This is a genomic window from Acetobacter lovaniensis (genome assembly GCF_014207635.1).
GTDB lineage: Bacteria > Pseudomonadota > Alphaproteobacteria > Acetobacterales > Acetobacteraceae > Acetobacter > Acetobacter lovaniensis.
The window spans coordinates 36682-55597 of the sequence record NZ_JACHIE010000014.1 but is presented as its reverse complement, the minus strand read 5'-3'; the positions used below and the strand labels follow the sequence as shown (position 1 = coordinate 55597).

Genomic DNA, 18916 nt, shown 5'->3' with positions numbered 1-18916 from the left:
ATTACGTGACTTAAGCTGCGTCCATTGTAATATGGTGTCTCCCAATCAGAGGCGGGATGAGGAGATAATTGACTTTTTTCGGTAATAGCTGATGTTGGTTTGGAATGAAGTTTTTTAATAGATATGGGGTGATTGATGGATCTTACCAATATTCCACTTCAGATACGTGCTCACTGGAGTAATCCCAACATCCCAATTATCGTTCGTTCCGGCATACCCGGTGAAAAGCTTACAGCGCGTTTACCCTATCGCTCAGACAATAATACTTGGCTACGAAGTCTTGCCAGCGGAACTCGCAAACCGGAAATAAAATGGTCACCAAAAATCAAGGCATGGAAACTGCCAATAAGTTGGCTCAATCGCTTTGTTGATAGCGGATTGGAGCGTTATGGGCGTTTATATTTAATTCAACCCTACCGTGAAATTGAGAAATGTGCCCCAGCGTGTCGAAATGCTGTCGGTCACGACTGCCAATGTTCGTGTATGGGAGCGAATCATGGGATCGGCGACGGAAGAGGATGGTTCGATGTTTCAGAGACATTTTCGTTTCGGTGGGGAACCTCTGCGGCAGCGATTAAGCTTATGACCAAAAAACTAAGAACCGTTTAGCTTTCTTCTGAGGCGCTTTTTATTGGGTGTCGACCCTCATTGCCTAGGCGATTTCTAGGAGATCTCTGTTGCATTAGGAACGTCGTAAATATTCTCTGAAAATGCAGATGCGAGACGATGGTCTAAAAGCGCGGTTATGATATCACGGCATGTCTCAGGTGTAGGGACGATCTGTCCAGCAGCATTAAACGTTAAAGTCAAACCATACGTCAGATGCTGCTGCTTTAATCTGCTCATAAAAGCAGGATCTTTGTAATGACCTTTTTGACGTATTGAACACATACGGCGGAGCTGAATTTTATTGTTACCTACAAAATCTGTTAACACATCCAAGGATGAAAAGATTTGCGAGAAATCTGTTTCTGCTTGGAGCACGTTAAATTCCTCTGCATGAGCTTGCCGATAATGTAGAACAGATTCAAAATTTGCTTTGTGTGGAATAATGATTTTATCGGCAGCGATAAAAAAATCTACGTGCTTCGATAGGGAGAAGGAAGGTGATTGATCCAAAGCTAATGCATTTTCTCTGAATACTATATCAATTACCTCCTTTCGGCGTTTCGTCCGCCATGAAGAATCTGTTCTTCTTACGGCGTGAAGTACATTTTCTCCATCGGTCAGTCGTACAACAAAAAAATAAGTATTTGTAATATGAGACTCTTTTTTGACTTTCTTTTGAGGTAGTGCGTTTGCAGATTGATTGACGATCAAGTTGGCGTGGGTTTCGTCAGTGTCGATAAGAAGAGCGCTAGATTCGTTGTTCTGAGCAAGAAGGCCATAATCATGCACTTCTTTGATACTGCTCCTAGCTTCGATGATCGCTTCCTTCAAAGCGGTATTGAGATCGTCATTTGTAGCTATCCAGTGCCCGTTATAAGTGGGAGCTGCTCCACCTGCGCCTCCGGACTTCTTGAAAAGCCAGACCGTTAAGCCTGCATTGCTAACGTCAAAATCACTCAAATATTCTGGAATATTCATGATAAATCCTAAGGTTTAATAATTTGGATGTCTTGGACGGGCCATTGCTTGTAGATACCAGGCTCTAGATATCCTTTTACCAATGCACGTCCTTTATGTTGGGTATGGCTTCCAGCAAATGAATACGTAACGTCGTAAAGTCTCCAGCCGAGAGCGATGAGAAGAGGGTTAAGAAAAATCTGTCCAGATTTATGTGTAAGCCAGAACATCCAACCCAAAAATACACAAAACCCTACAAATTTATTTGTTTCATTGTAATCGACTCCCATGAATGACACCACATAAGGAAGTGTGTAGTTCATGAGGTCTGTTGGAACATATTCTGCTTCACAAACAGTGATGTCCTGGGTAGGCCGAATTATTAAAAGAGAAATAACGGTTATCCCAAAGCATATCATTGTAATTATAAGAAAACCAATCGAATATTTCGCGTCATTCACAGGGATCGAACAAGTTCCCGTTTTGAAGGGCCAGCAGAATCCATGAACCAAAGCTTTATAGTCGATATTTTGGGAGAAAAGAATCACTGCCAACGGCAGGTAAGATCCTAGAAATACCATAATTGCCGTTAAGAGCCGGAATTGCATATCGCCCTCCCTTTATATGGAATTATCCTATAAGGACGCACCCATCGCTCCAGAATATCTAGTTTCCCAAAACAAGGACGCCCAAATTAACGAAATCTTCTCATTTATCGACCCGTTGTGGCTGTTCGATTTGGTAAGATCTTCGGGTTTTCGTTTCAGCCATTGAAGAAAAAACTCCCTAGGCATTGTTTACTCCGAATGGGGTTTTCATTTTCATCATTTCCGGGCTTTTTCTCCACGAGATAAATTCAGAACCTTGGCTTGATAATCTCCGTCAGGGTTAAGCTTACGTTCTTTTGATGGAACCTTTTCTTGACGAAGTCTGGTAAGCGTAACTACTTTTTCTTTTGTTTTAAAATACCCTACGGGAAGCGCCGTAATCATTTCCAAATCATTGTCAGAAAGCCCAAAATGACGGGAAACATGCTCTAGTGGCATTACCCCTTCGCGTACCAAAAGATCGACCGTCCTGCCTAAAAGCCTTGGTCTTTCCGGAGCACGCTCTTCATCACCAGGTTCAGCTTTACTACCCCAACGAGCTGAGCGACGCTTGAAAAGATTCGTGGCCTCATCATCATCCACAAGGCCCAGTGCCTTAAGACGCATTAAAATTGCGGCAGCAGAGACCCCCCATTTCCGTTTTAATATTAGTAGATCATCAAGCGTAGGATGCAAGGGAGCGTCTTGGCCGATACCATCAGCCGGCAGAAGGAATGCACCAGCAAAAACATGTGCTTGCTTTTCCATCATGTTATATCGATCGCGGTTAGTTGCGCGTTCAATATGTTTATGCAGGATGCAGTGTCCAAGTTCGTGTGCGAGATCGAAACGCCCTCGAAAGCCATTGTCTTTATCGGAGGATAGGAGAATACATGGACGCCCAAGCCTAGAGCTCCATCCTGAAAGCCCCTCGATTTGAGGTATTCCTGTTTCTTCTCTAACGAGGAGAATACCGGCGCTTTCTACAGCGAGGGCCAGATCCTGTACCGGCCCACGTCCTAAGCGCCAGAGTTTGCGACATTCATCTGCTGAATCCTCAATATCTTCTTGGGTAATTTCTTCTGGATTTTGAAATTCCCGTTTTGGAAGAGAAACGTCTGGGAAGTCTACAAATTCAGTGAAACCACAGGCAACTTCTTCAGCCCATTCCAGACGTCCTTCGAGCATTGTCCGAGCAGCCACGTGGGCGGCTGCGTTACTCCGAAAGAGGGGCGTCGAAAGCGATGGCCGGTAAGGCTGCATGAACCAGTCAGGTGTGACATTCACTACCGAAGCCAGTCTGTTTAGCGCCTCAAATTCTGGGGCCTGCGTTCCCGCTTTCCATTTACTAACGGTGCCGGGTGAAACCCCAACAAGAGATGCTAATTGTGCTTGGGTAAGCCGGCGCACAGCCAGAATCTGGCTGAGACGATCTGCTTGAAACCCATGCACGCCTCCACGACTCATGTCACTTTTCGCTTTCGTTCTGCTTTCTAAGCGCAGCCTTGAGGCGAGGCTGAGCCAAATCTTCTTGGGTCATTGGTGGGTCGTCGTACCTGCGCAGAAATTTTTCTACATCTTCACGGAAAAGCCATTTGGACATATCGGCGTCAGGTACCGAGATTTGAATGGAAGTTGGTAATTCTGACTGATCTTTTGAAAAAACGGCCACAAAAAACGCGGCTATGGCAGTATGAGGCGGAGGCTCACAGAAGAGATCTGCTTCAACCCAATGACCAAGGGCTTCGTTGTAAGCACAAAGTCTGCGGCGAGTGATACTCCGCCGACAGTTGTTCCATACTGGCCCGACGTTCACACGACCCAACATGATCTCGCCTTGATGTCCGACGATTAGATCATTTCCGTGAATAGGAGTTGGCGAGGCATTGTGAACTGCCAATGCAGTATGAAACGCTTCATTCATCAGAAAATGACGCTCTTGACCGAGGCCATTGGCGCGATGACCTTTGTTGAGATCCTTCGTTTTCGCATAGGCGCGACGAGCACCAGCGAGCAAACCCTCATTGATAGCATGGGTAACGTCTCGAGGGATCTCGGCCAAAAGAAGTTCGGCTATTCCCTGCTCATACTGAACCTGCTCCATTCCGGACCCTTCAACGCCAAGATTTCGCTTATGGGGATTTTAACCCAAAAAAATTTCGTTTAAAAGTCTTTATATGGTCAGGTGCGGCGTCTTAATGGGTGAAGGGATAACTTTGGTTACTGACTGTCGATCTTATGAAAAAATAAGGCTAATGGCTCCGCCCTCGCGCCGGCAAGGGTTCGCGTCAGCGCGCTGACGCCGCCAGATGGGGTGTCCCCGATCTTCCTGCGCTACGCTCCGTGCAGACCGGGTGATACCCCTCCCCATCGGTCGCCCTTGCCGTTGCTACCCCGCTGCTCGCCGCGAGGCAGAGGAACAGCGGGGGCTGTTCCTCGCGGAACAAAGGGCAAAGACCATGACCGGCAACACGAACACGGCGACCGATTTCCGCAACACCATTCTTTGCGGTGACAGCATTTCTCTCATGCGGGCGATGCCGCGCAATGCGGTGGATTTCATCCTGACAGACCCGCCTTACCTTGTGAACTATCAGGGCAGGGACGGGCGGAAGGTGCGCAATGACGACAATGCTCGCTGGCTCCGGCCCGCCTTCAATCAGATGCACCGTGTTCTGAAATGGGGCGGCTTTGCCGTTTCGTTCTATGGCTGGAACCGGATAGATTTATTTGCTGATGCCTGGAAGGCAGCCGGGTTCCGCATGGTCGGGCATATTGTCTTTCGCAAGTCCTATTCGTCCTCTTCCCGGTTTCTCCGGTATGAACACGAGAGCGCCTACCTGCTGGCCAAGGGCAACGTGACACCACCCTCAAAGCCCATCCCGGACGTGCTCGATATGCCCTATTCGGGCAATAAACTGCACCCGACGCAAAAGCCGGTGGCGGCCTTGCTTCCCCTGGTGGAAGCTTTCTGCCCGGTGGGTGGTCTGGTGCTGGACCCGTTTGCGGGTTCGGGTTCGTCGCTGGTGGCAGCGCAGCATCTTGGGCGCGACTGGCTGGGCATGGAACTGGACCCGGAGCACGCGGCAACGGCAACCCGCCGACTTGCCTGGCACGGGGCAGGGAGGGCGGCGGCGTAAGCCGCCCTTTTCTTTCTTCACGCTGACCGGGCGGCCAGAAAATCGCGCCGGTCCTTCGGGACCGGCGGTGGGGACGCGCTGCCCGCGCGTGCGGCGCTCGCCGGCACGCAAGGTTCAGTGAAACAGGGTGCCGGACCGGTGTTCTTTGATCCAATCCCAACGCTGCCAGGCCAACGCGCCGCGTTCCCGGCGCGAGCGGAAGGCGCCGACAGGGGCGCCTCGGTCAGGATTGTCCGGCGCGCTCTGCGCGCTGTCCCGATCGTGAAAAAGATGTCGAGAAACTGGCTTCTATTATCTGGATATATCGGAACCGTCCCGGCATGTGTGAAGTGTTCCATTTCATGGGAAGGATGCGCTTCATGCTGCTCGGTCTCGGAATTGTCCTTGGCGTCGCCGGTATCGGCTTCCTGTGCTGGCTACTGTTTCTCTGTGCGGTCTATGCCGCTTCCCTGTTTGTGGCGGCAATGGTCTGCACCACATTTTATGACCACGCCATGATGTCCGGCTCTCATGCCATCCTTGCTGGTATCGCCGCCGGAATCATGGTTCTGGTGCTCGGTCAGGCGATCCTCGTCTCCTCGCACGATCCCGTCCTGCGGGTTACGGTCTCGCTCCTGCTTGCTTTGCCAGCCGCGCTGGCTGGATTTGGCATGACGCTGGGGTTCAGCGGTCTGGGCGATATGGGTGCCATTCCGGCATATATCTTCGCGACATTTGGGGCGCTGTGCGTCGGTGGGGCCGCATGGACGCGGCTATGCGCCATCCAGCCCGCCTGAAAGATGGTCCCTCCGGCGAACCGGAAGGGCCGGGGGGGCAGTCCACATGGGACGATTACGCCTGACTCCATGTGTCGCATTTACGCACGTCCTCCATCGAAAGGGCTGAGCACGGACCGGCGGATGGGTGGTAGGACTGTCCAGCTTCATGCTGAGATACACTTGTTCATACGGTGCAACGCAGGATCGGTGCGGCCCCTTGCTGTTTTCCTGTCCGGATGTAGGGATGGTCAATAGCCACAGGCCCGCTGTTCGATACGTGGACTGGTAACGGCCCCGGATTGTCCCAAGACGTAGGGAGACGTCCTCATCAGACCCACGCCCCAGTCATGAAACACGACGGACTGGCCTGTCTCCATACAAGGCTGACGGTGCCGCACACCATGGCCTCTCGATAGGGCCGATCTGCCCGAAGACCGACTTCGCCTCGCCCGGCTATGGCGCAACGGCGTCCCGCAACTTTCTTCCCCTGCCGGCTGCGCCGTCATTCCGCGCGGAGCAAGAAAGTTCCGTGCCGCCGTCCTCCGCGTTGCTCCGGCCCTGCGGGTGCGCCTCCGGTCGCCTCCGGGCTGACGATGGCCATCGAGGCCGTGGTGGTCGCGGCCCGATACAAGCCAGGAGACAGGACAATGATCATCGGTTCATTCAAAAAGGTCGGCGAGGGTTACGAAGGCGAGATCGTCACCCTGACACAGAAAATCCGGGGTATCCGCTTCGTGCCCGAAGCCAACAGGGCCAGCGATAATGTTCCCAACTTCCGGGTCCAGATCGGCAAACTGGAAGCCGGGGCCGCCTGGATCAAGCACACCACGGATTGGCGCGAATATCTCAGCGTGAAGCTGGACGATCCGACGCTTCCCGGTCCGATCTTCGCCAGCCTCTTCGAAGAGGAAGGTGGCGGCTACAACCTGGTCTGGAGCCGCCAGCGCCCGCGTAACGGGGACTGACCACCCACACTGGCCCTTCCCGGCGCAGCCGGGAAAGGCTTTCTTCACCGGCGGGTTATAGCTTCCCGCTGGCCGGTGCCGCTTCTGTAGCGACAACGTGGCTTTCGTCCAGCAGCGCGGCGGGCCGCACGCCCAGCGCCTGCGACGCATGCCATAGCGAGAGCAGTGTCACGTTCTGGCGTCCGGTCTCGATCCAGCTGATATAGGCACGGTCCACGCCCATCTGTTCCGCCAGGGCCTCCTGGCTGAGACCGGCGGCGCGTCGCAGGCGCCTCACGTTCGCGCCGAAAAGTCCTCGGATGTCCATCCGCAGGATAGGAACGATTTGTGTATTATCGCGCTACGTATTATAATACACGGAACGCCAAGTGCCTTTTCCTGTGATGCGCTATGGGCATCACGTGATGTCGCGGAAACCGACGTTTCCGGCCCGTCTGGCGTCAATATCCCCCCGATATAGAAATAATCACGAACCCCCCCGATAGTTTCGGGATTACCTCCCTGAGTCTTCGGGACTACCCGCGCCGTTCCTGCACCGGATACTGGGTCGAATCCATGACATATCGGGGGAGGGGGGCGTGCCGACAAACCGGCCGTGGGATGCCGCACCTCTTCGTCGTGCCTTCGCCGGGCTCGACCCTGCCGGTCTTGCCCAGGAATGGCTGCGGCATAATCCGGCCTATCGACACGATCATGCAGCAATAATTCGGATGGGCAAGGTTGACGCCGAAGCATGGCGCGCCTTCGCTCGTCGTTGGGGGTTGCGTTTTCCCTGTCGACCCAGATCTCCCCGCCTGGCTTGCCCCTGCTTTCTGGGATCCGGACATCGCGCCGGAGGTCGCCGTGCGTGGCGATGGGGGTGACATCCTGTCCCGTCTCGCGCCCTACGCGCGGGCCCGACATGACGGGCCCGACGGCATCCATCTCGTGCTGGACAGCGCGGCAGGCCCGCTGCGCATAGTCATTGTCGTCGATCGACAGCCCGACGCACCAGGAACCTGGTTCATCATCGATGACGCGCACCTCACGACCCGTCTGGCCTGCGTTGCGCGTTTCGGCCGCCTGCTTGCCGGTCAGACGCCCGGTCCTCTTTCCCCCAGCTTGCGCCTGAGCCTCCAGCAGAAACTGCGCCAGATCCGCATGCTCTGCATCATGGAAGGTCGGCGCATGGGCGTGGCGGTCCGACTGATCGCGGCCGGCATCTACGGCGAGCATATCCTGCGCCTGTCTCGCAATGAATGGCGTGCCAGCGCATGGCACCGCGCCTTCTACCGCGACCTCGACGGTGCCGGGTTCTACCTGAACGGTGGCCACATCGCTCTCCTTCAGGGGCTGAAGCAGGGGGGTGACAGTCTGGCGGCCTGAACTTTGTCATCCCTCCCCACAGTCCATTCTCCGGCAGCGTCCTCCCATGAGCCGCGACATTCCGCACGCGGCCCGATCCAACGGGAGGAAGACCCCATGCGTGTCCAGCCGACACTGCCACCGCGCTATCTGCGCACCCCGGACGCGGCCAATTTCGTTGGCCTGTCCATCCGCACCCTCGAAAAACACCGGAGTTGCGGGACTGGTCCGCTCTACCGCCAGCTTGGTGGCCGGATCGTCTATGCCGTCGAAGACCTGTGCGCCTGGGCCGATCTGAACGTCCGGCTTTCTACGGGTGATGGAGGCGGCATTCCCATGCCGTCCGATCCCCGCGCCTACATCATCCGCCTGCAGGCGAAGGCCCGCAAGGCGCAGCAGAGTGCCGGACGATGATGCCGGCCGCCGATAGCTGGCGTCAGCCCGACCGCCGCTTCATGGTCACGGGGTCGGCAGGGCCCCGCGACATTCGCGATCTGATGGGACGCCCGTTCTTCGCACTGGGGCACATGGCGCGCCTTGAGCCTCTTCGCTATCGCTCGCGTCAGATGGAGATCGTTGTCGAAGCCTCGGCTCCTCTGGGCATGGCGACGATCCGGGACGCCGATATCCTGCTCTGGTTGACCGGTCAGATTGTCGATGCCCTCAACCATGATCTGTGGGTATCGCGCCATGTGCGCTTCACGCCCTGGCGGCTGTTCCAGGATCTGGGGTGGGCTGACGGCGCCCATCAGTATCGCCGGCTTTATGGCGCCCTCGCGCGTCTGGCGGAAACGCGCGTCACCACCAGCCTGCGGCAGGGGCCAGAGTGGCGCGACAAACCGTTTGCCTGGATCAGTGACGTCCGGATTTCCCGTGAGGACGGAGTGGCCCTGACCCTGCCGGACTGGCTCATGGAGGTGGCCTGTGATCGCTCCCATGTCCTGAGCGTCGATCCCGCCTATTTCCGCCTTTATGGCGGCCTGGAGCGGTGGCTTTATCGTCTGGCGCGCCGACATGCCGGTCGGCAGAAGGAGGGATGGCGTTTCGATCTTCGTGATCTTCATGCCCGGTCCGGCACCCTCTCTCCCTGGCGGAATTTCGTGATCGACGTCGCCGGCATTGCCCGCCGCCAGATCGTCCCAGGTTACGATTTGAAGGTCATTTCTGGCGGAAAACAGCCAGTTCTGCGTATCTCCCCAACGGTATCATCCACCGGTTCTGTGGATAACCGTGTGACTCCTGCCGTTGGTCAGGATGCGGAACATACCATTGCTCACGGTGCGGAAATACCGTTGCTGACGGTGCAGAAAACGTCGCAATCCGTTGTTTCCAAACGCGGAATCAGGCCCGTAACTTATATAACTAATATAATAACTTATTATGTAGGGGATCTCGAACTTTTCGCCTCCCTTTCGGCAGCCCGATCGGGGCATGGAAAAAAGGCTCGGGAAGCGGTCGCGGATCGCCTGGTCGGTGTCCCATGACCGCTCGCTCTTTTCGCTCGCAGGGCGATGCCCTCACCACAATCGAACTGACGTGGATCGAGAAGCGCATCGAGCACTGGGTCCGGTTTGGTCATCCCGTCGAGGATCGCATTCTCGACCGTCGGCGCAGGCTGATGAGTTTTGCGCCGGACAGCGTGTTCGCTTTCATCCGCTGGGCTGCCAACGATTTCGGCACCGTGGTGTCCTGCATTGACATCGTGCGTACGGTCGGGGCTCAGGAAACCTGCCAGACGGTGCCCTTTGTGCGCCCCGGCGGCGAGAGCCTGCTGCGCCAAAGCGGCTGGCCAAAGGTGCGTCGGGTGCTGGAGGCCGTCGACGGCGTGGAGGCGTTGGGGATCGATCCTGCCGCCGTCTGTCCCGATCACTGGCGCCACCTGCATCATCGCCTCACGGCGGCGCAGGAGCCGCGTCCCTATACGCGCGAACGCCACGAGGCGTGGCTGCGCAGGGGAGTCGTGTCATGACGTATGGTCATTCCCCCATGGGTGACATCTCACCCCGCACACCCTTCCGCGTGCTGGACCTGTTCGCGGGTGCGGCTGGCGGCTGGACGCTGGGCCTGCACCGGGCGGGCTTCGTCACCGTCGCCGCCTGCGAGATCGTTCCATGGCGGCGCGTGCTCTACGCGGAGAACAATCCCCATGTCCGCCTCTACGACGACGTCCGGACCCTCACCGCAGGGCGACTTGTTTCCGACCTCGGTTTCCTGCCAGACCTCATCGCGGGCAGCCCGCCGTGCCAGGATATCAGCAGCGCCAACACCAGGGGCAAAGGGATCGACGGCGCGCGGTCGGGTCTCTACCGCGAAGCCGTCCGGCTGGTTGGAGAGTGCCGCCCTCGCTGGTTCGCTTTTGAGAACAGCGCTAACCTCCGAACTCGCGGCGCGGACCGGCTGCTCGATGCGCTGGAGGCGCTCGGCTACGCCTGCGAACCGTGCGTGGTGGGTGCTGGAGATATCGGCGCCTGCCATGTCCGCAAACGCTCCTGGCTCATCGGTTTCGATCCCCGGCAGCTTGCCGACACCGGTCTCGCAGTCGCAGCAGGGCGGCATGCGGATGGAAGGGGGATCGGGCGCGCGGGCGGCGATGAAGGCGTCGGGTCTGTACGACGTATTCCGGGGCTCGATGTTGCCCACGCCGATGGCGACGGACGGGATGAAGGATGGTGCGGGCGGGGGAGCAGGCTCGACATACCCGTTCCGGGCGATCCTTGCGACGCCACGGGCGTCGGATTCTGCGAAGGGTGGTCGGGGCGATGTGCTCGCGCAACTGACGGGGCAGGAGAACCGCCACGCGGGCATGCCGACGCCAAGGGCCTCGGACATGGCGGCGGGCGGCCATGGGGCGCCCGGCCGGATGGGAACGGTGCGTCACTGCCTGCGGGCGGCGGATCTGGAAACGCTGCCCACGCCCACGAAACGGGACAGCCGGATGGACGGGTGGAGCGATGCCTACGACCGCCGCAAATCCCCGACGATGGACGCGGTGATGGATGGAGCGATGACGGGCCGGGCGCCCCCGGACCGCTGGGTGGGAGCGCGGGCGCTGGCGGTCCTGCTGCGGAGCCATGGGCTGACTGGAACAGCGGCCCTGCCGCTCACTTATTGCTGGATGATGGGCTTTCCGCCTGGCTGGCTCGCACGCGCGTTGCACTCGGCGATGGACGCCGGGCGTCTGCCGCCAGCCTCGTCGTCGAGGCGTTCGGCGACGCGGTCGTCCCGGACATCCCCGAAGCCATAGGCCGCGCCATCCTGCGGGTCGAACTGGCGCTGGATGTGACGCTCGGGCGTGGCCCGTTCGCCGTCATGTCCATGCGGACTGCGGGAGACGTGTCATGACCCGGCGGGGCTGGTTTTTCACAACGTATTTCGCCGTGCTCGGTGTGGGTGCCTCGCTGGCGTTTCATCCCGCGCCGCGCTGGGTCTGGAACGAAACGGCCAGCGTGCCGGTCGGGCTGTATTGCCTCCAGCCCATGGTTCCGGTCCGCGTCGGCGACATTGTCGCCATCCGTCTTCCCGAGCGCGAGGCGACGCTGCTGGCGACGCGCGGCTACCTGCCGTTCGGTGTGCCGCTGCTCAAGCCTGTGGCAGCGCTGGCGGGGCAGAGTGTCTGCCGCAACGGCACCCACGTCACCATCGACGGCAAACCTGTTGGTGACGCGAAATCTGTCGATCATCGGGGACGAAAGCTGCCGGTCTGGCGGGGCTGTCAGCATCTCGGACCGGAGCAGGTGTTCGTCATGAATGCCGCTGTGCCAACCAGTCTGGACGGGCGGTATTTCGGCGTCCTGTCGATGGACACCGTCATCGGGCGTGCCGTGCCGGTTCATGTCCGCATGGGCGAGGCGGAGCCACCACCGCCGCATTTCGATCCCCTTCCGGATCTACGCGATCCGGTGCGGGAACGGCCGCTTCCTGGGCCGCCAATGATGCCCGTGAAACAGAGCGAGCCACCCATCCAATGACGATTGCACGGTCGTCAGATTTTTCGTCATTCCCACTCTGTCGGAAAGGATTTTTCTCATGAGCCAGATCGGATTTTTTACCCGCACCGGCGATGGATTTGCCGGACGGGTGCGCACCCTGTCGCTGGATGCCGAACTGACCTTCGTGCCAGCGGAAAACAATGGCGCGGAGCATGCGCCAGACTACCGCATCCATCTTGGTGATGGAGACGCTGGACCGGAGATCGGTGCCGGGTGGATCCGCACCGGGGAACGTGCTGGCGAATATATTTCCATCGTGCTGGATGACCCCACGTTCCCGCAACCGCTCCGCGCCACGTTGTTCCAGGCCGGACGCGGCGGGCGTGAATGGCAACTGGTGTGGAATCGTCCCGCAAAACGTCCGGGAGGCCGGGAATGAGTGCCCGGTTTTTCATGTCCGCCGGCATGCTGGCCGTGCTCGCGCTGCCGCTCTCGCCAATCCCAGTCCATGCCGAGGATTTTGATGATCTGGTGCGACAGGCGTCGGAACGGAACGCGATCCCGGCCACGTGGGTAAGAGCGGTTTTGCAAGCTGAAAGTGCTGGCGATCCGCATGCGGTTTCGGGTGCTGGTGCGATGGGCCTTATGCAACTCATGCCGGGCACCTGGAAGGAGGTTCGGCGCACGCTCAATCTGGGCGCTGATCCCTTCGATCCGCGTGACAATATCGCGGCCGGGGCAGCCTATCTGCGATGGCTGCACGACCGTTATGGTGATGCGGGATTTCTTGCCGCCTACAATGCCGGTCCCGGTCGTTATGACGAGCATCTTGCATCCGGTCGGCCACTGCCAGGCGAGACGATCTCCTACGTGGAATTCGTCACACGGCTGATGAAAAACCGATCGTCTGACCTTCATCTTCCCGCTGCCTTTTTGTCCTTTCCGGCTCGCTCCTGGATGACAGCCGCGCTCTTCGTTTCCGGCCAGCCCGATGCGTTTCGGACCACCACTTCACGTCGTGTCGCTGTTCCCGAGAACCTCTTCGCTGGGCATGTCGGGGAGAGGTCCGGCATGGTCCCGCTGGGAGGATCGGATCAGGTCCAGTGAGGCGTGAGAACCCCGGAAAGCCAACAGAAAAGGGAGGGCTGGATAAAAGGCCGCACATCGCGGCTCGGTCGGGGTGGCTGTTTTCCGGGGTTTCTGAAGTCTTGTCGCGAGGTGCGCGGATTTTTCGCACCTCGTGCCGAGGTGTCATCTCTTTGATCTGGCGCGATCTTTCGCGCGGTGCGGGGCATTTTTCATGAACAGGGATGAGGAATTCCGGGTCCGGCCCGGGCGTATCCGCTCCACCCGTGCCCGTCAGGCGCGTCCCTTCGTGACGCAGGTGCTGGCGTCTGTGCAGCGGGCCGGTGGCAGGGTGTCGCGTGCGGGGAAAATTACCTCTGGCCGACGTTTCAGTTTCGGGCGCGGGAGGGCCGCCGCCCACGCGGCCAATCGCCTGCTGACCAGTCGTTCGCGGGGCGTCGTGATCAAGGCCCGCGTCGTGCGCCATGCCCCGAGCGCCACACCATTGGCAGCACACCTGCGGTATCTCCGTCGGGAGGGCGTAACGCGGCGGGACGGGGAGGACGCGCGCCTGTTCGGCAGGGACAGCGACGACATCCGCGCTTCGGACTTCTCGGAACGCTGCGATGACGACCGCCACCATTTCCGCTTCATCGTCTCGCCAGAGGATGCGCCGGAGATGTCGGACCTGCGGGCCTTCGCCCGTGATCTGATGGGGCAGATGGAATCCGACCTCGGCACGAAACTCGACTGGGTTGCCGTCGATCACTGGAACACCGCACACCCCCATCTGCATGTCATCGTCCGGGGTGTCGCGGAAGATGGCAACGACCTGGTGATCGCGCGCGATTACATCCGCGAGGGGATGCGTGCCCGTGCGCAGGATCTGGTGACGCTGGAACTCGGGCCACGCACGGATCACGACATCCATCAGGCGGTCGAGCGGCAGGTAAATGCTGACCGCTGGACCCAGCTTGACCGTCAGCTTCAGAGAGACGCGGGCCAGGATGGCGTCATCGCTCTCGGGCGTGCGCCGGGCGAAACGCCGGACGCCTTCGCGACGGTGAAGCTGGGCCGGTTGCGCCGCTTGGAAACCATGGGGCTGGCGCATCAGGTCGGGCCGGATCGCTGGCGGATGGACGAGAGTGCGGAAGCCACGCTGCGGGAGATCAGCGAGCGCAACGACATCATCAAGCGCATCCACCGAGGGCTGACTGAGCAGAAGATCGACCGTGCCGCGTCCTCCTGGGTGCTGGCGGGAGAGGACACCACCGATCCCGTCATCGGTCGGCTGGTCGATCGTGGCCTCGACGATGAACTGCGTGGCACGGCCTATGCGGTCGTCGACGGGATTGATGGGCGCACACATCATGTCCGCTTGCCGGACCTCGAAGCCGCCAGCGACGGGGCTGTTGGTTCCATCGTCGAATTGCGGCGTTTCACCGACAAGCGGGGCCGGGACCGTGTCGCGCTGGCCGTGCGTTCGGACGTCACGCTGGAGCGGCAGGTGACGGCGGAGGGCGCCACCTGGCTCGACCGGCAGGCCATCGCGCGGGAACCTCCTGCTCTGGCGTCCGTCGGGTTCGGCGCTGATGTTAAAGAGGCAATGGAAAAGCGCACGGAGCATCTGGTGGAGCAGGGTCTGGCCAGCCACGATGGAGGGGATATTCGATACGCGCGGAATCTGCTCGCCACGCTACGTCAGCGTGAATTGGAGATAGTAGGACGGAACCTCACCGGGAAGTCGGGGATACCGTTCCGGCAGAGCGGCCAGGGTGATCCCGTCACAGGCATCTATCGTCAGCGTTTCAATCTGGCGTCGGGCCGGTTCGCCATGATCGATGACGGGCTGGGCTTCGAACTGGTGCCATGGTCGCCCTCGCTGGAAAAACAGCGCGGACGGGAGGTGTCGGGAATCATGCGCGGCGATGGGGGGATTGACTGGTCGTTCGCGCGCAAACGGGGGCTTGGATTATAAAATCAGGTGTCCGTATTTTTCTTCGCACATGCTGCCAGTTTCTCATGATACCGTCGGCGCCGCGCAATGCAGAATGCATGGAAGCCGTGCTATAAGATCTGGATCAGCGACAACCGGACGGAGACTGCCATGCAGCCGTTTCCCCTTGATCAGGCTTTTACGTTTCTGGAATCCGGACCGGTAACGCTCGTGACCACGCATGACGGTGGGCGTGACAATGTCATGACGATCACCTGGACCATGGTGCTGGATTTCGACGCACGTTTCGCCATCACCACTGGTCCCTGGAATTACTCATGGGAAGCGATTGAGAAAATGCGGGAATGTGTGCTCGCCATTCCATCCGCGGACATGCTCGACACAGTCGTGGGGATTGGTCTCTGCTCTGGCAGGGATACGGACAAGTTCGAAAAATTCGGTCTTGCCCGCCGTAAGGCTGACAGGGTGAAAGCACCGCTTCTGACTGAATGTCTGGCGAACATCGAATGCCGCGTCATCGACATCATCGCGCCGTATGGCATCGTCATTCTTGAAGGGGTTGCGGCCCATGCCGACCCGCATCGGGGGGACCGCTCCCCCCTGCATGCCATTGGCGATGGCACCTTTGTGACCAACGGGCCTGTGCTGGATCGACGTGTGATGATGCGCCCGAAGTTACCGCCGAGCGTCCTGACACATAAATCATAATCCCCACATGATCATTCCCGTGGGGTCTGCCGCAGGCTGCGGTCGCGCTGGTGGGCGACGATCCCACGTTTGACTGCCGCGAAAATCTCTACTGGCAGAAAGCCCCACGCAAAACAGTCGGGTTGGTTGCGTGAGACGGGCCGCAGATCATAGCCGGGCCACACGAAGCGGTTGAGTTCGGCTGTCACGATCCATGACGGTTCGTCATCCAGCCCAAGGCGTCGTTTGACGTTTGCCGGGAGAGCTACCGCATGAGGGTCGTCCGGTCTGGAATGGGTGATCGGTACGACATAAACTTGGCAGTCGCCGTCAGCATCGGCGGCAGCAACCACAATGGCACAGGGCCGTGCTTTCCGGCCTTCCTCGGCACCGGCGCGGTGCTGGTCATGCCAGAGATAGGAATAGGAAATGACCAGACCAGGCGCAGGTTCGGGAATAGACACGATGCGTGCTTATTGGCCCATGGTGTAGCGGTGCCCCTCGGGGATCTCCGCTGCCTCGATCAGGGCAATCTCATGATCGTTGAGATCGGTCGCAGCGATGGCTTCGCGCTGGGCCTGCTTCAGGGCGTGAAAGGTCTGCGCCGAGATGATATAAACCGTCTCCCGACCATATTTCGTGACTTTCACCGGTTCGGTGAGCGCGCGGTCATGATAGGCGCCGAAATTCTTCTGCACATCGGATGAAGTGACTGTGGTGGACATCGGAGCGCCCTTCCTTTTTATCTATCTTCCGTAAGATACGGATTTCTGTTCAGCGGTGCAAGGCTGGAAACCGCAACGCGCCAGTATTTCTTCGCTCCAGCCCGCTCTGGTACGATGAGTGCCAGATCCTGCTTGCGTCCCGGAAAATCCCGGTTCTTCGCTGTCTCCCATGACAGGGGGAGGACTCGATGGACCAGCCGGGAACACGGATCCAGTGGGGGCAGGCGCTTGTGGTCCTGTCCATGATCGTGCTGTCCTGGTGGACGGCGACACAATGGACGGCGTGGGAACTGGCGTTCCAGCCAGAACTCGGCCGACCGTGGTTCACGGTTCTGCATCGCTGGCCGGTCTATGCCCCGCCGTTGTTTTTCTGGTGGTGGTACGAGTTCGACGCCTACGCCCCGGCGGTCTTCGCACGCGGCGCCTGGATCGCGGGTTCCGGCGGGGTTCTGGCCTTCGCAGCCGCCGTGGCTCTGTCTGTTCATCGTGCCCGCGAGGCGAAGCGCGCCGCGACCTACGGGTCCGCCCGTTGGGCCGAAGACGCGGAAATCCGCGCGGCGGGGCTGCTGGGCGAAGATGGCGTCGTGCTGGGCAAATACCGCCGGGCCTACCTCCGGCATGATGGCCCCGAGCATGTTCTGATCTTCGCGCCGACGCGCACCGGCAAGGGCGTGGGCATGGTGATCCCCACACTCCTGACCTGGCCGGGTTCGGCCATCATCCATGACATCAAGGGCGAGAACTGGCAGATCACCGCCGGTTTCCGTAATCGCTTCGGACGGGTGCTGCTGTTCGATCCCACCAACCTGGCGTCCTCGGCCTACAATCCGCTGCTGGAGGTCCGGCGCGGGGCGTCGGAGGTCCGCGACGTGCAGAACATCGCCGACATCCTGGTCGATCCCGAAGGCTCGCTGGAACGGCGCAACCACTGGGAGAAAACCTCCCATGCCCTGCTGGTCGGGGCGATCCTGCATGTGCTCTATGCCGAGGACGACAAAACCCTCGCCGGGGTGGCAAAATTCCTCTCCGACCCGAAGCGGTCGATCGAGGCGACCCTGTTGGCCATGATGCGGACATCGCATCTCGGGGGGGCGGGGCCGCACCCCGTCGTGGCGTCCGCTGCGCGGGAACTGCTCAACAAATCGGACAACGAGCGCTCCGGCGTGCTCTCCACCGCCATGTCGTTTCTTGGCCTCTACCGCGATCCTGTGGTGGCGACCGTGACCAGCCGCTGCGAATGGCGGATCAGCGACCTGCTGGAGGGGGACCGGCCTGTCTCGCTGTATTTCGTTATCCCGCCGTCGGATATCAGCCGCACCAAGCCCCTGATCCGCCTGATCCTCAACCAGATCGGGCGGCGGCTGACGGAAGATCTATCCGGTCGGGCAGGGCGGCGTCGCCTGCTGCTGATGCTGGATGAATTTCCTGCCCTTGGCAGGCTGGATTTCTTCGAGAGCGCGCTGGCCTTCATGGCAGGCTACGGGATCAAGGCGTTCCTGATCGCACAGTCCCTCAACCAGATCGACAAGGCATACGGTCAGAACAACAGCATTCTCGACAATTGCCATGTCCGGGTCAGTTTCGCCACCAACGATGAGCGCACGGCAAAGCGGGTATCCGATGGTCTGGGGGTGGCCACCGAAATCCGGTCGCAGAAGAACTATGCCGGGCACCGGCTGTCGCCCTGGCTTGGGCATCTCATGGTGTCACGGCAGGAGAGCGCCCGTCCCCTGATGACGGTGGGTGAGGTGATGCAGCTTCCGGCGCGGGATGAGGTGGTCATGGTGGCGGGCTGTCCCCCGATCCGCGCGTACAAGGCGCGGTATTTCCGGGACCGCCGGTTCGTCGAGCGCGTCCTGCCGCCGCCGGATCCCACGCAATTGGTACGGCCCGTGCGATCTGATGACTGGAGTGGTCGCCCGTCTCCTGTCACTCCGCCACCGGAGCAGCAGATGTCGGCGGCGGAGCCTGACAGGCCCGATGCCGATAGCGATGAATCGCTCGGCACGGGGCGGAAGTGGTCACGCAAGCATGATCCGGTGGAGACCGGTAAACGCAAGCAGCGTGCGGCGCCTGACCTTTTTGGCGAGGAACCACCACCGGATCCGGAAGCACGGGACCGCGCTGACCTGACGCGGATTGCCCGGCAGGCGGGGCTCGATCGTGGCAATGATCTCGGGTTGTGAGGGCGTG

Annotated in this window: 23 protein-coding genes and 1 pseudogene; 17 read left to right on the top strand and 7 right to left on the bottom strand. The window is 59.3% G+C overall.

What is annotated here, in order from left to right:
• The first annotated feature begins 135 nt into the window (after positions 1–135).
• Positions 136–609, top strand: a complete 474-nt coding sequence (locus tag HNR55_RS13240; protein WP_166116080.1) for a hypothetical protein — start codon at positions 136–138, stop codon at positions 607–609.
• 54 nt (positions 610–663) lie between these two features.
• On the opposite strand, the gene HNR55_RS13235 is transcribed toward HNR55_RS13240, so the two are convergent.
• The 4 genes from HNR55_RS13235 to HNR55_RS13220 form a co-directional block, all read right to left on the bottom strand.
• A complete protein-coding gene (locus HNR55_RS13235; RefSeq protein WP_166116081.1) occupies positions 664–1587 on the bottom strand; it encodes a Kiwa anti-phage protein KwaB-like domain-containing protein in 924 nt (307 codons plus the stop codon).
• Between the two features lie 8 nt (positions 1588–1595).
• Positions 1596–2174: a hypothetical protein gene (locus HNR55_RS13230; RefSeq protein ID WP_166116083.1), complete on the bottom strand. Its 579-nt coding sequence runs from the start codon at positions 2172–2174 to the stop codon at positions 1596–1598.
• A gap of 216 nt (positions 2175–2390) precedes the next feature.
• A complete protein-coding gene (locus tag HNR55_RS13225; RefSeq protein WP_166116085.1) occupies positions 2391–3620 on the bottom strand; it encodes a helix-turn-helix domain-containing protein in 1230 nt (409 codons plus the stop codon).
• 1 nt (position 3621) lies between these two features.
• Complete coding sequence (locus tag HNR55_RS13220; RefSeq protein ID WP_166116087.1) at positions 3622–4257, bottom strand: hypothetical protein; 636 nt, start codon at positions 4255–4257, stop codon at positions 3622–3624.
• A gap of 355 nt (positions 4258–4612) precedes the next feature.
• Between HNR55_RS13220 and HNR55_RS13215 the strand changes: the two genes are divergently transcribed.
• From HNR55_RS13215 to HNR55_RS13205, 3 genes are all read left to right on the top strand, one after another.
• Complete coding sequence (locus tag HNR55_RS13215) at positions 4613–5293, top strand: DNA methyltransferase (RefSeq protein ID WP_166116088.1); 681 nt, start codon at positions 4613–4615, stop codon at positions 5291–5293.
• Positions 5294–5652: 359 nt separating this feature from the next.
• On the top strand, positions 5653–6069 hold the full coding sequence (locus HNR55_RS13210) for a hypothetical protein (RefSeq protein ID WP_166116090.1): 417 nt from the start codon (positions 5653–5655) through the stop codon (positions 6067–6069).
• Between the two features lie 629 nt (positions 6070–6698).
• Positions 6699–7016, top strand: coding sequence for a DUF736 domain-containing protein (locus HNR55_RS13205; protein WP_166116092.1), 318 nt, complete (start codon positions 6699–6701; stop codon positions 7014–7016).
• A gap of 55 nt (positions 7017–7071) precedes the next feature.
• Here HNR55_RS13205 and HNR55_RS13200 read toward each other — a convergent pair whose 3' ends face one another.
• Entirely contained in the window at positions 7072–7323 is a 252-nt protein-coding gene (locus HNR55_RS13200) for a helix-turn-helix domain-containing protein (RefSeq protein WP_166116093.1), read from the bottom strand.
• A 271-nt stretch (positions 7324–7594) separates the two neighbouring features.
• Here HNR55_RS13200 and HNR55_RS16770 point away from each other — a divergent pair, with 271 nt between their 5' ends.
• The 12 genes and pseudogenes from HNR55_RS16770 to HNR55_RS13150 all read left to right on the top strand — a co-directional run bounded on the left by HNR55_RS16770 (position 7595) and on the right by HNR55_RS13150 (position 16019).
• Positions 7595–7879, top strand: a complete 285-nt coding sequence (locus tag HNR55_RS16770) for a transcriptional regulator domain-containing protein (RefSeq protein WP_264814145.1) — start codon at positions 7595–7597, stop codon at positions 7877–7879.
• A complete protein-coding gene (locus HNR55_RS13195) occupies positions 7860–8381 on the top strand; it encodes a DUF2285 domain-containing protein (protein ID WP_264814147.1) in 522 nt (173 codons plus the stop codon). The genes HNR55_RS16770 and HNR55_RS13195 overlap by 20 nt, the downstream gene beginning before the upstream one ends.
• A gap of 96 nt (positions 8382–8477) precedes the next feature.
• On the top strand, positions 8478–8774 hold the full coding sequence (locus tag HNR55_RS13190) for a helix-turn-helix transcriptional regulator (protein ID WP_166116097.1): 297 nt from the start codon (positions 8478–8480) through the stop codon (positions 8772–8774).
• Complete coding sequence (locus tag HNR55_RS13185) at positions 8771–9844, top strand: replication initiator protein A (protein WP_166116099.1); 1074 nt, start codon at positions 8771–8773, stop codon at positions 9842–9844. The genes HNR55_RS13190 and HNR55_RS13185 overlap by 4 nt, the downstream gene beginning before the upstream one ends.
• The gene (locus tag HNR55_RS13180; protein ID WP_166116101.1) at positions 9841–10329 is read left to right on the top strand and encodes a DUF2840 domain-containing protein; all 489 of its coding nucleotides are present in this window, start codon (positions 9841–9843) and stop codon (positions 10327–10329) included. Before HNR55_RS13185 ends, HNR55_RS13180 begins: the two co-directional genes overlap by 4 nt.
• Positions 10326–10811 (top strand): annotated as a pseudogene (locus HNR55_RS17210) (DNA cytosine methyltransferase); the annotation flags it as partial. The gene HNR55_RS13180 and the pseudogene HNR55_RS17210, both read left to right, overlap by 4 nt.
• Positions 10812–11303: 492 nt before the next feature.
• Entirely contained in the window at positions 11304–11702 is a 399-nt protein-coding gene (locus HNR55_RS17205; protein WP_264814154.1) for a hypothetical protein, read from the top strand.
• Positions 11699–12328, top strand: coding sequence for a S26 family signal peptidase (locus HNR55_RS13170; RefSeq protein ID WP_166116105.1), 630 nt, complete (start codon positions 11699–11701; stop codon positions 12326–12328). The genes HNR55_RS17205 and HNR55_RS13170 overlap by 4 nt, the downstream gene beginning before the upstream one ends.
• A 58-nt stretch (positions 12329–12386) precedes the next feature.
• The gene (locus HNR55_RS13165; RefSeq protein ID WP_166116107.1) at positions 12387–12728 is read left to right on the top strand and encodes a DUF736 domain-containing protein; all 342 of its coding nucleotides are present in this window, start codon (positions 12387–12389) and stop codon (positions 12726–12728) included.
• Positions 12725–13396, top strand: coding sequence for a lytic transglycosylase domain-containing protein (locus HNR55_RS13160; protein WP_166116109.1), 672 nt, complete (start codon positions 12725–12727; stop codon positions 13394–13396). Before HNR55_RS13165 ends, HNR55_RS13160 begins: the two co-directional genes overlap by 4 nt.
• A 193-nt stretch (positions 13397–13589) precedes the next feature.
• Positions 13590–15332: a relaxase/mobilization nuclease domain-containing protein gene (locus tag HNR55_RS13155; RefSeq protein WP_166116111.1), complete on the top strand. Its 1743-nt coding sequence runs from the start codon at positions 13590–13592 to the stop codon at positions 15330–15332.
• A 129-nt stretch (positions 15333–15461) separates the two neighbouring features.
• Positions 15462–16019 (top strand): flavin reductase family protein, encoded by a 558-nt coding sequence (locus HNR55_RS13150; protein ID WP_166116113.1) that lies wholly within the window; start codon positions 15462–15464, stop codon positions 16017–16019.
• An 11-nt stretch (positions 16020–16030) separates the two neighbouring features.
• On the opposite strand, the gene HNR55_RS13145 is transcribed toward HNR55_RS13150, so the two are convergent.
• Both HNR55_RS13145 and HNR55_RS13140 read right to left on the bottom strand, forming a co-directional pair.
• A complete protein-coding gene (locus tag HNR55_RS13145; protein ID WP_081797940.1) occupies positions 16031–16462 on the bottom strand; it encodes a hypothetical protein in 432 nt (143 codons plus the stop codon).
• Positions 16463–16471: 9 nt separating this feature from the next.
• Positions 16472–16723, bottom strand: coding sequence for a type II toxin-antitoxin system Phd/YefM family antitoxin (locus tag HNR55_RS13140; protein WP_042062328.1), 252 nt, complete (start codon positions 16721–16723; stop codon positions 16472–16474).
• A 188-nt stretch (positions 16724–16911) separates the two neighbouring features.
• On the opposite strand from HNR55_RS13140, the gene HNR55_RS13135 reads away from it, so the two are divergent.
• On the top strand, positions 16912–18909 hold the full coding sequence (locus HNR55_RS13135) for a conjugal transfer protein TraG (RefSeq protein ID WP_166116114.1): 1998 nt from the start codon (positions 16912–16914) through the stop codon (positions 18907–18909).
• Positions 18910–18916 lie beyond the last annotated feature (7 nt).

Coding starts and splice junctions, on each gene's coding strand:
- HNR55_RS13240 (WP_166116080.1), top strand. CDS start 136: ATGGATCTTACCAATATTCCACTTCAGATACGTGCTCACTGGAGTAAT.
- HNR55_RS13235 (WP_166116081.1), bottom strand. CDS start 1,587: ATGAATATTCCAGAATATTTGAGTGATTTTGACGTTAGCAATGCAGGC.
- HNR55_RS13230 (WP_166116083.1), bottom strand. CDS start 2,174: ATGCAATTCCGGCTCTTAACGGCAATTATGGTATTTCTAGGATCTTAC.
- HNR55_RS13225 (WP_166116085.1), bottom strand. CDS start 3,620: ATGAGTCGTGGAGGCGTGCATGGGTTTCAAGCAGATCGTCTCAGCCAG.
- HNR55_RS13220 (WP_166116087.1), bottom strand. CDS start 4,257: ATGGAGCAGGTTCAGTATGAGCAGGGAATAGCCGAACTTCTTTTGGCC.
- HNR55_RS13215 (WP_166116088.1), top strand. CDS start 4,613: ATGACCGGCAACACGAACACGGCGACCGATTTCCGCAACACCATTCTT.
- HNR55_RS13210 (WP_166116090.1), top strand. CDS start 5,653: ATGCTGCTCGGTCTCGGAATTGTCCTTGGCGTCGCCGGTATCGGCTTC.
- HNR55_RS13205 (WP_166116092.1), top strand. CDS start 6,699: ATGATCATCGGTTCATTCAAAAAGGTCGGCGAGGGTTACGAAGGCGAG.
- HNR55_RS13200 (WP_166116093.1), bottom strand. CDS start 7,323: ATGGACATCCGAGGACTTTTCGGCGCGAACGTGAGGCGCCTGCGACGC.
- HNR55_RS13190 (WP_166116097.1), top strand. CDS start 8,478: ATGCGTGTCCAGCCGACACTGCCACCGCGCTATCTGCGCACCCCGGAC.
- HNR55_RS13185 (WP_166116099.1), top strand. CDS start 8,771: ATGATGCCGGCCGCCGATAGCTGGCGTCAGCCCGACCGCCGCTTCATG.
- HNR55_RS13180 (WP_166116101.1), top strand. CDS start 9,841: ATGACCGCTCGCTCTTTTCGCTCGCAGGGCGATGCCCTCACCACAATC.
- HNR55_RS13170 (WP_166116105.1), top strand. CDS start 11,699: ATGACCCGGCGGGGCTGGTTTTTCACAACGTATTTCGCCGTGCTCGGT.
- HNR55_RS13165 (WP_166116107.1), top strand. CDS start 12,387: ATGAGCCAGATCGGATTTTTTACCCGCACCGGCGATGGATTTGCCGGA.
- HNR55_RS13160 (WP_166116109.1), top strand. CDS start 12,725: ATGAGTGCCCGGTTTTTCATGTCCGCCGGCATGCTGGCCGTGCTCGCG.
- HNR55_RS13155 (WP_166116111.1), top strand. CDS start 13,590: ATGAACAGGGATGAGGAATTCCGGGTCCGGCCCGGGCGTATCCGCTCC.
- HNR55_RS13150 (WP_166116113.1), top strand. CDS start 15,462: ATGCAGCCGTTTCCCCTTGATCAGGCTTTTACGTTTCTGGAATCCGGA.
- HNR55_RS13140 (WP_042062328.1), bottom strand. CDS start 16,723: ATGTCCACCACAGTCACTTCATCCGATGTGCAGAAGAATTTCGGCGCC.
- HNR55_RS13135 (WP_166116114.1), top strand. CDS start 16,912: ATGGACCAGCCGGGAACACGGATCCAGTGGGGGCAGGCGCTTGTGGTC.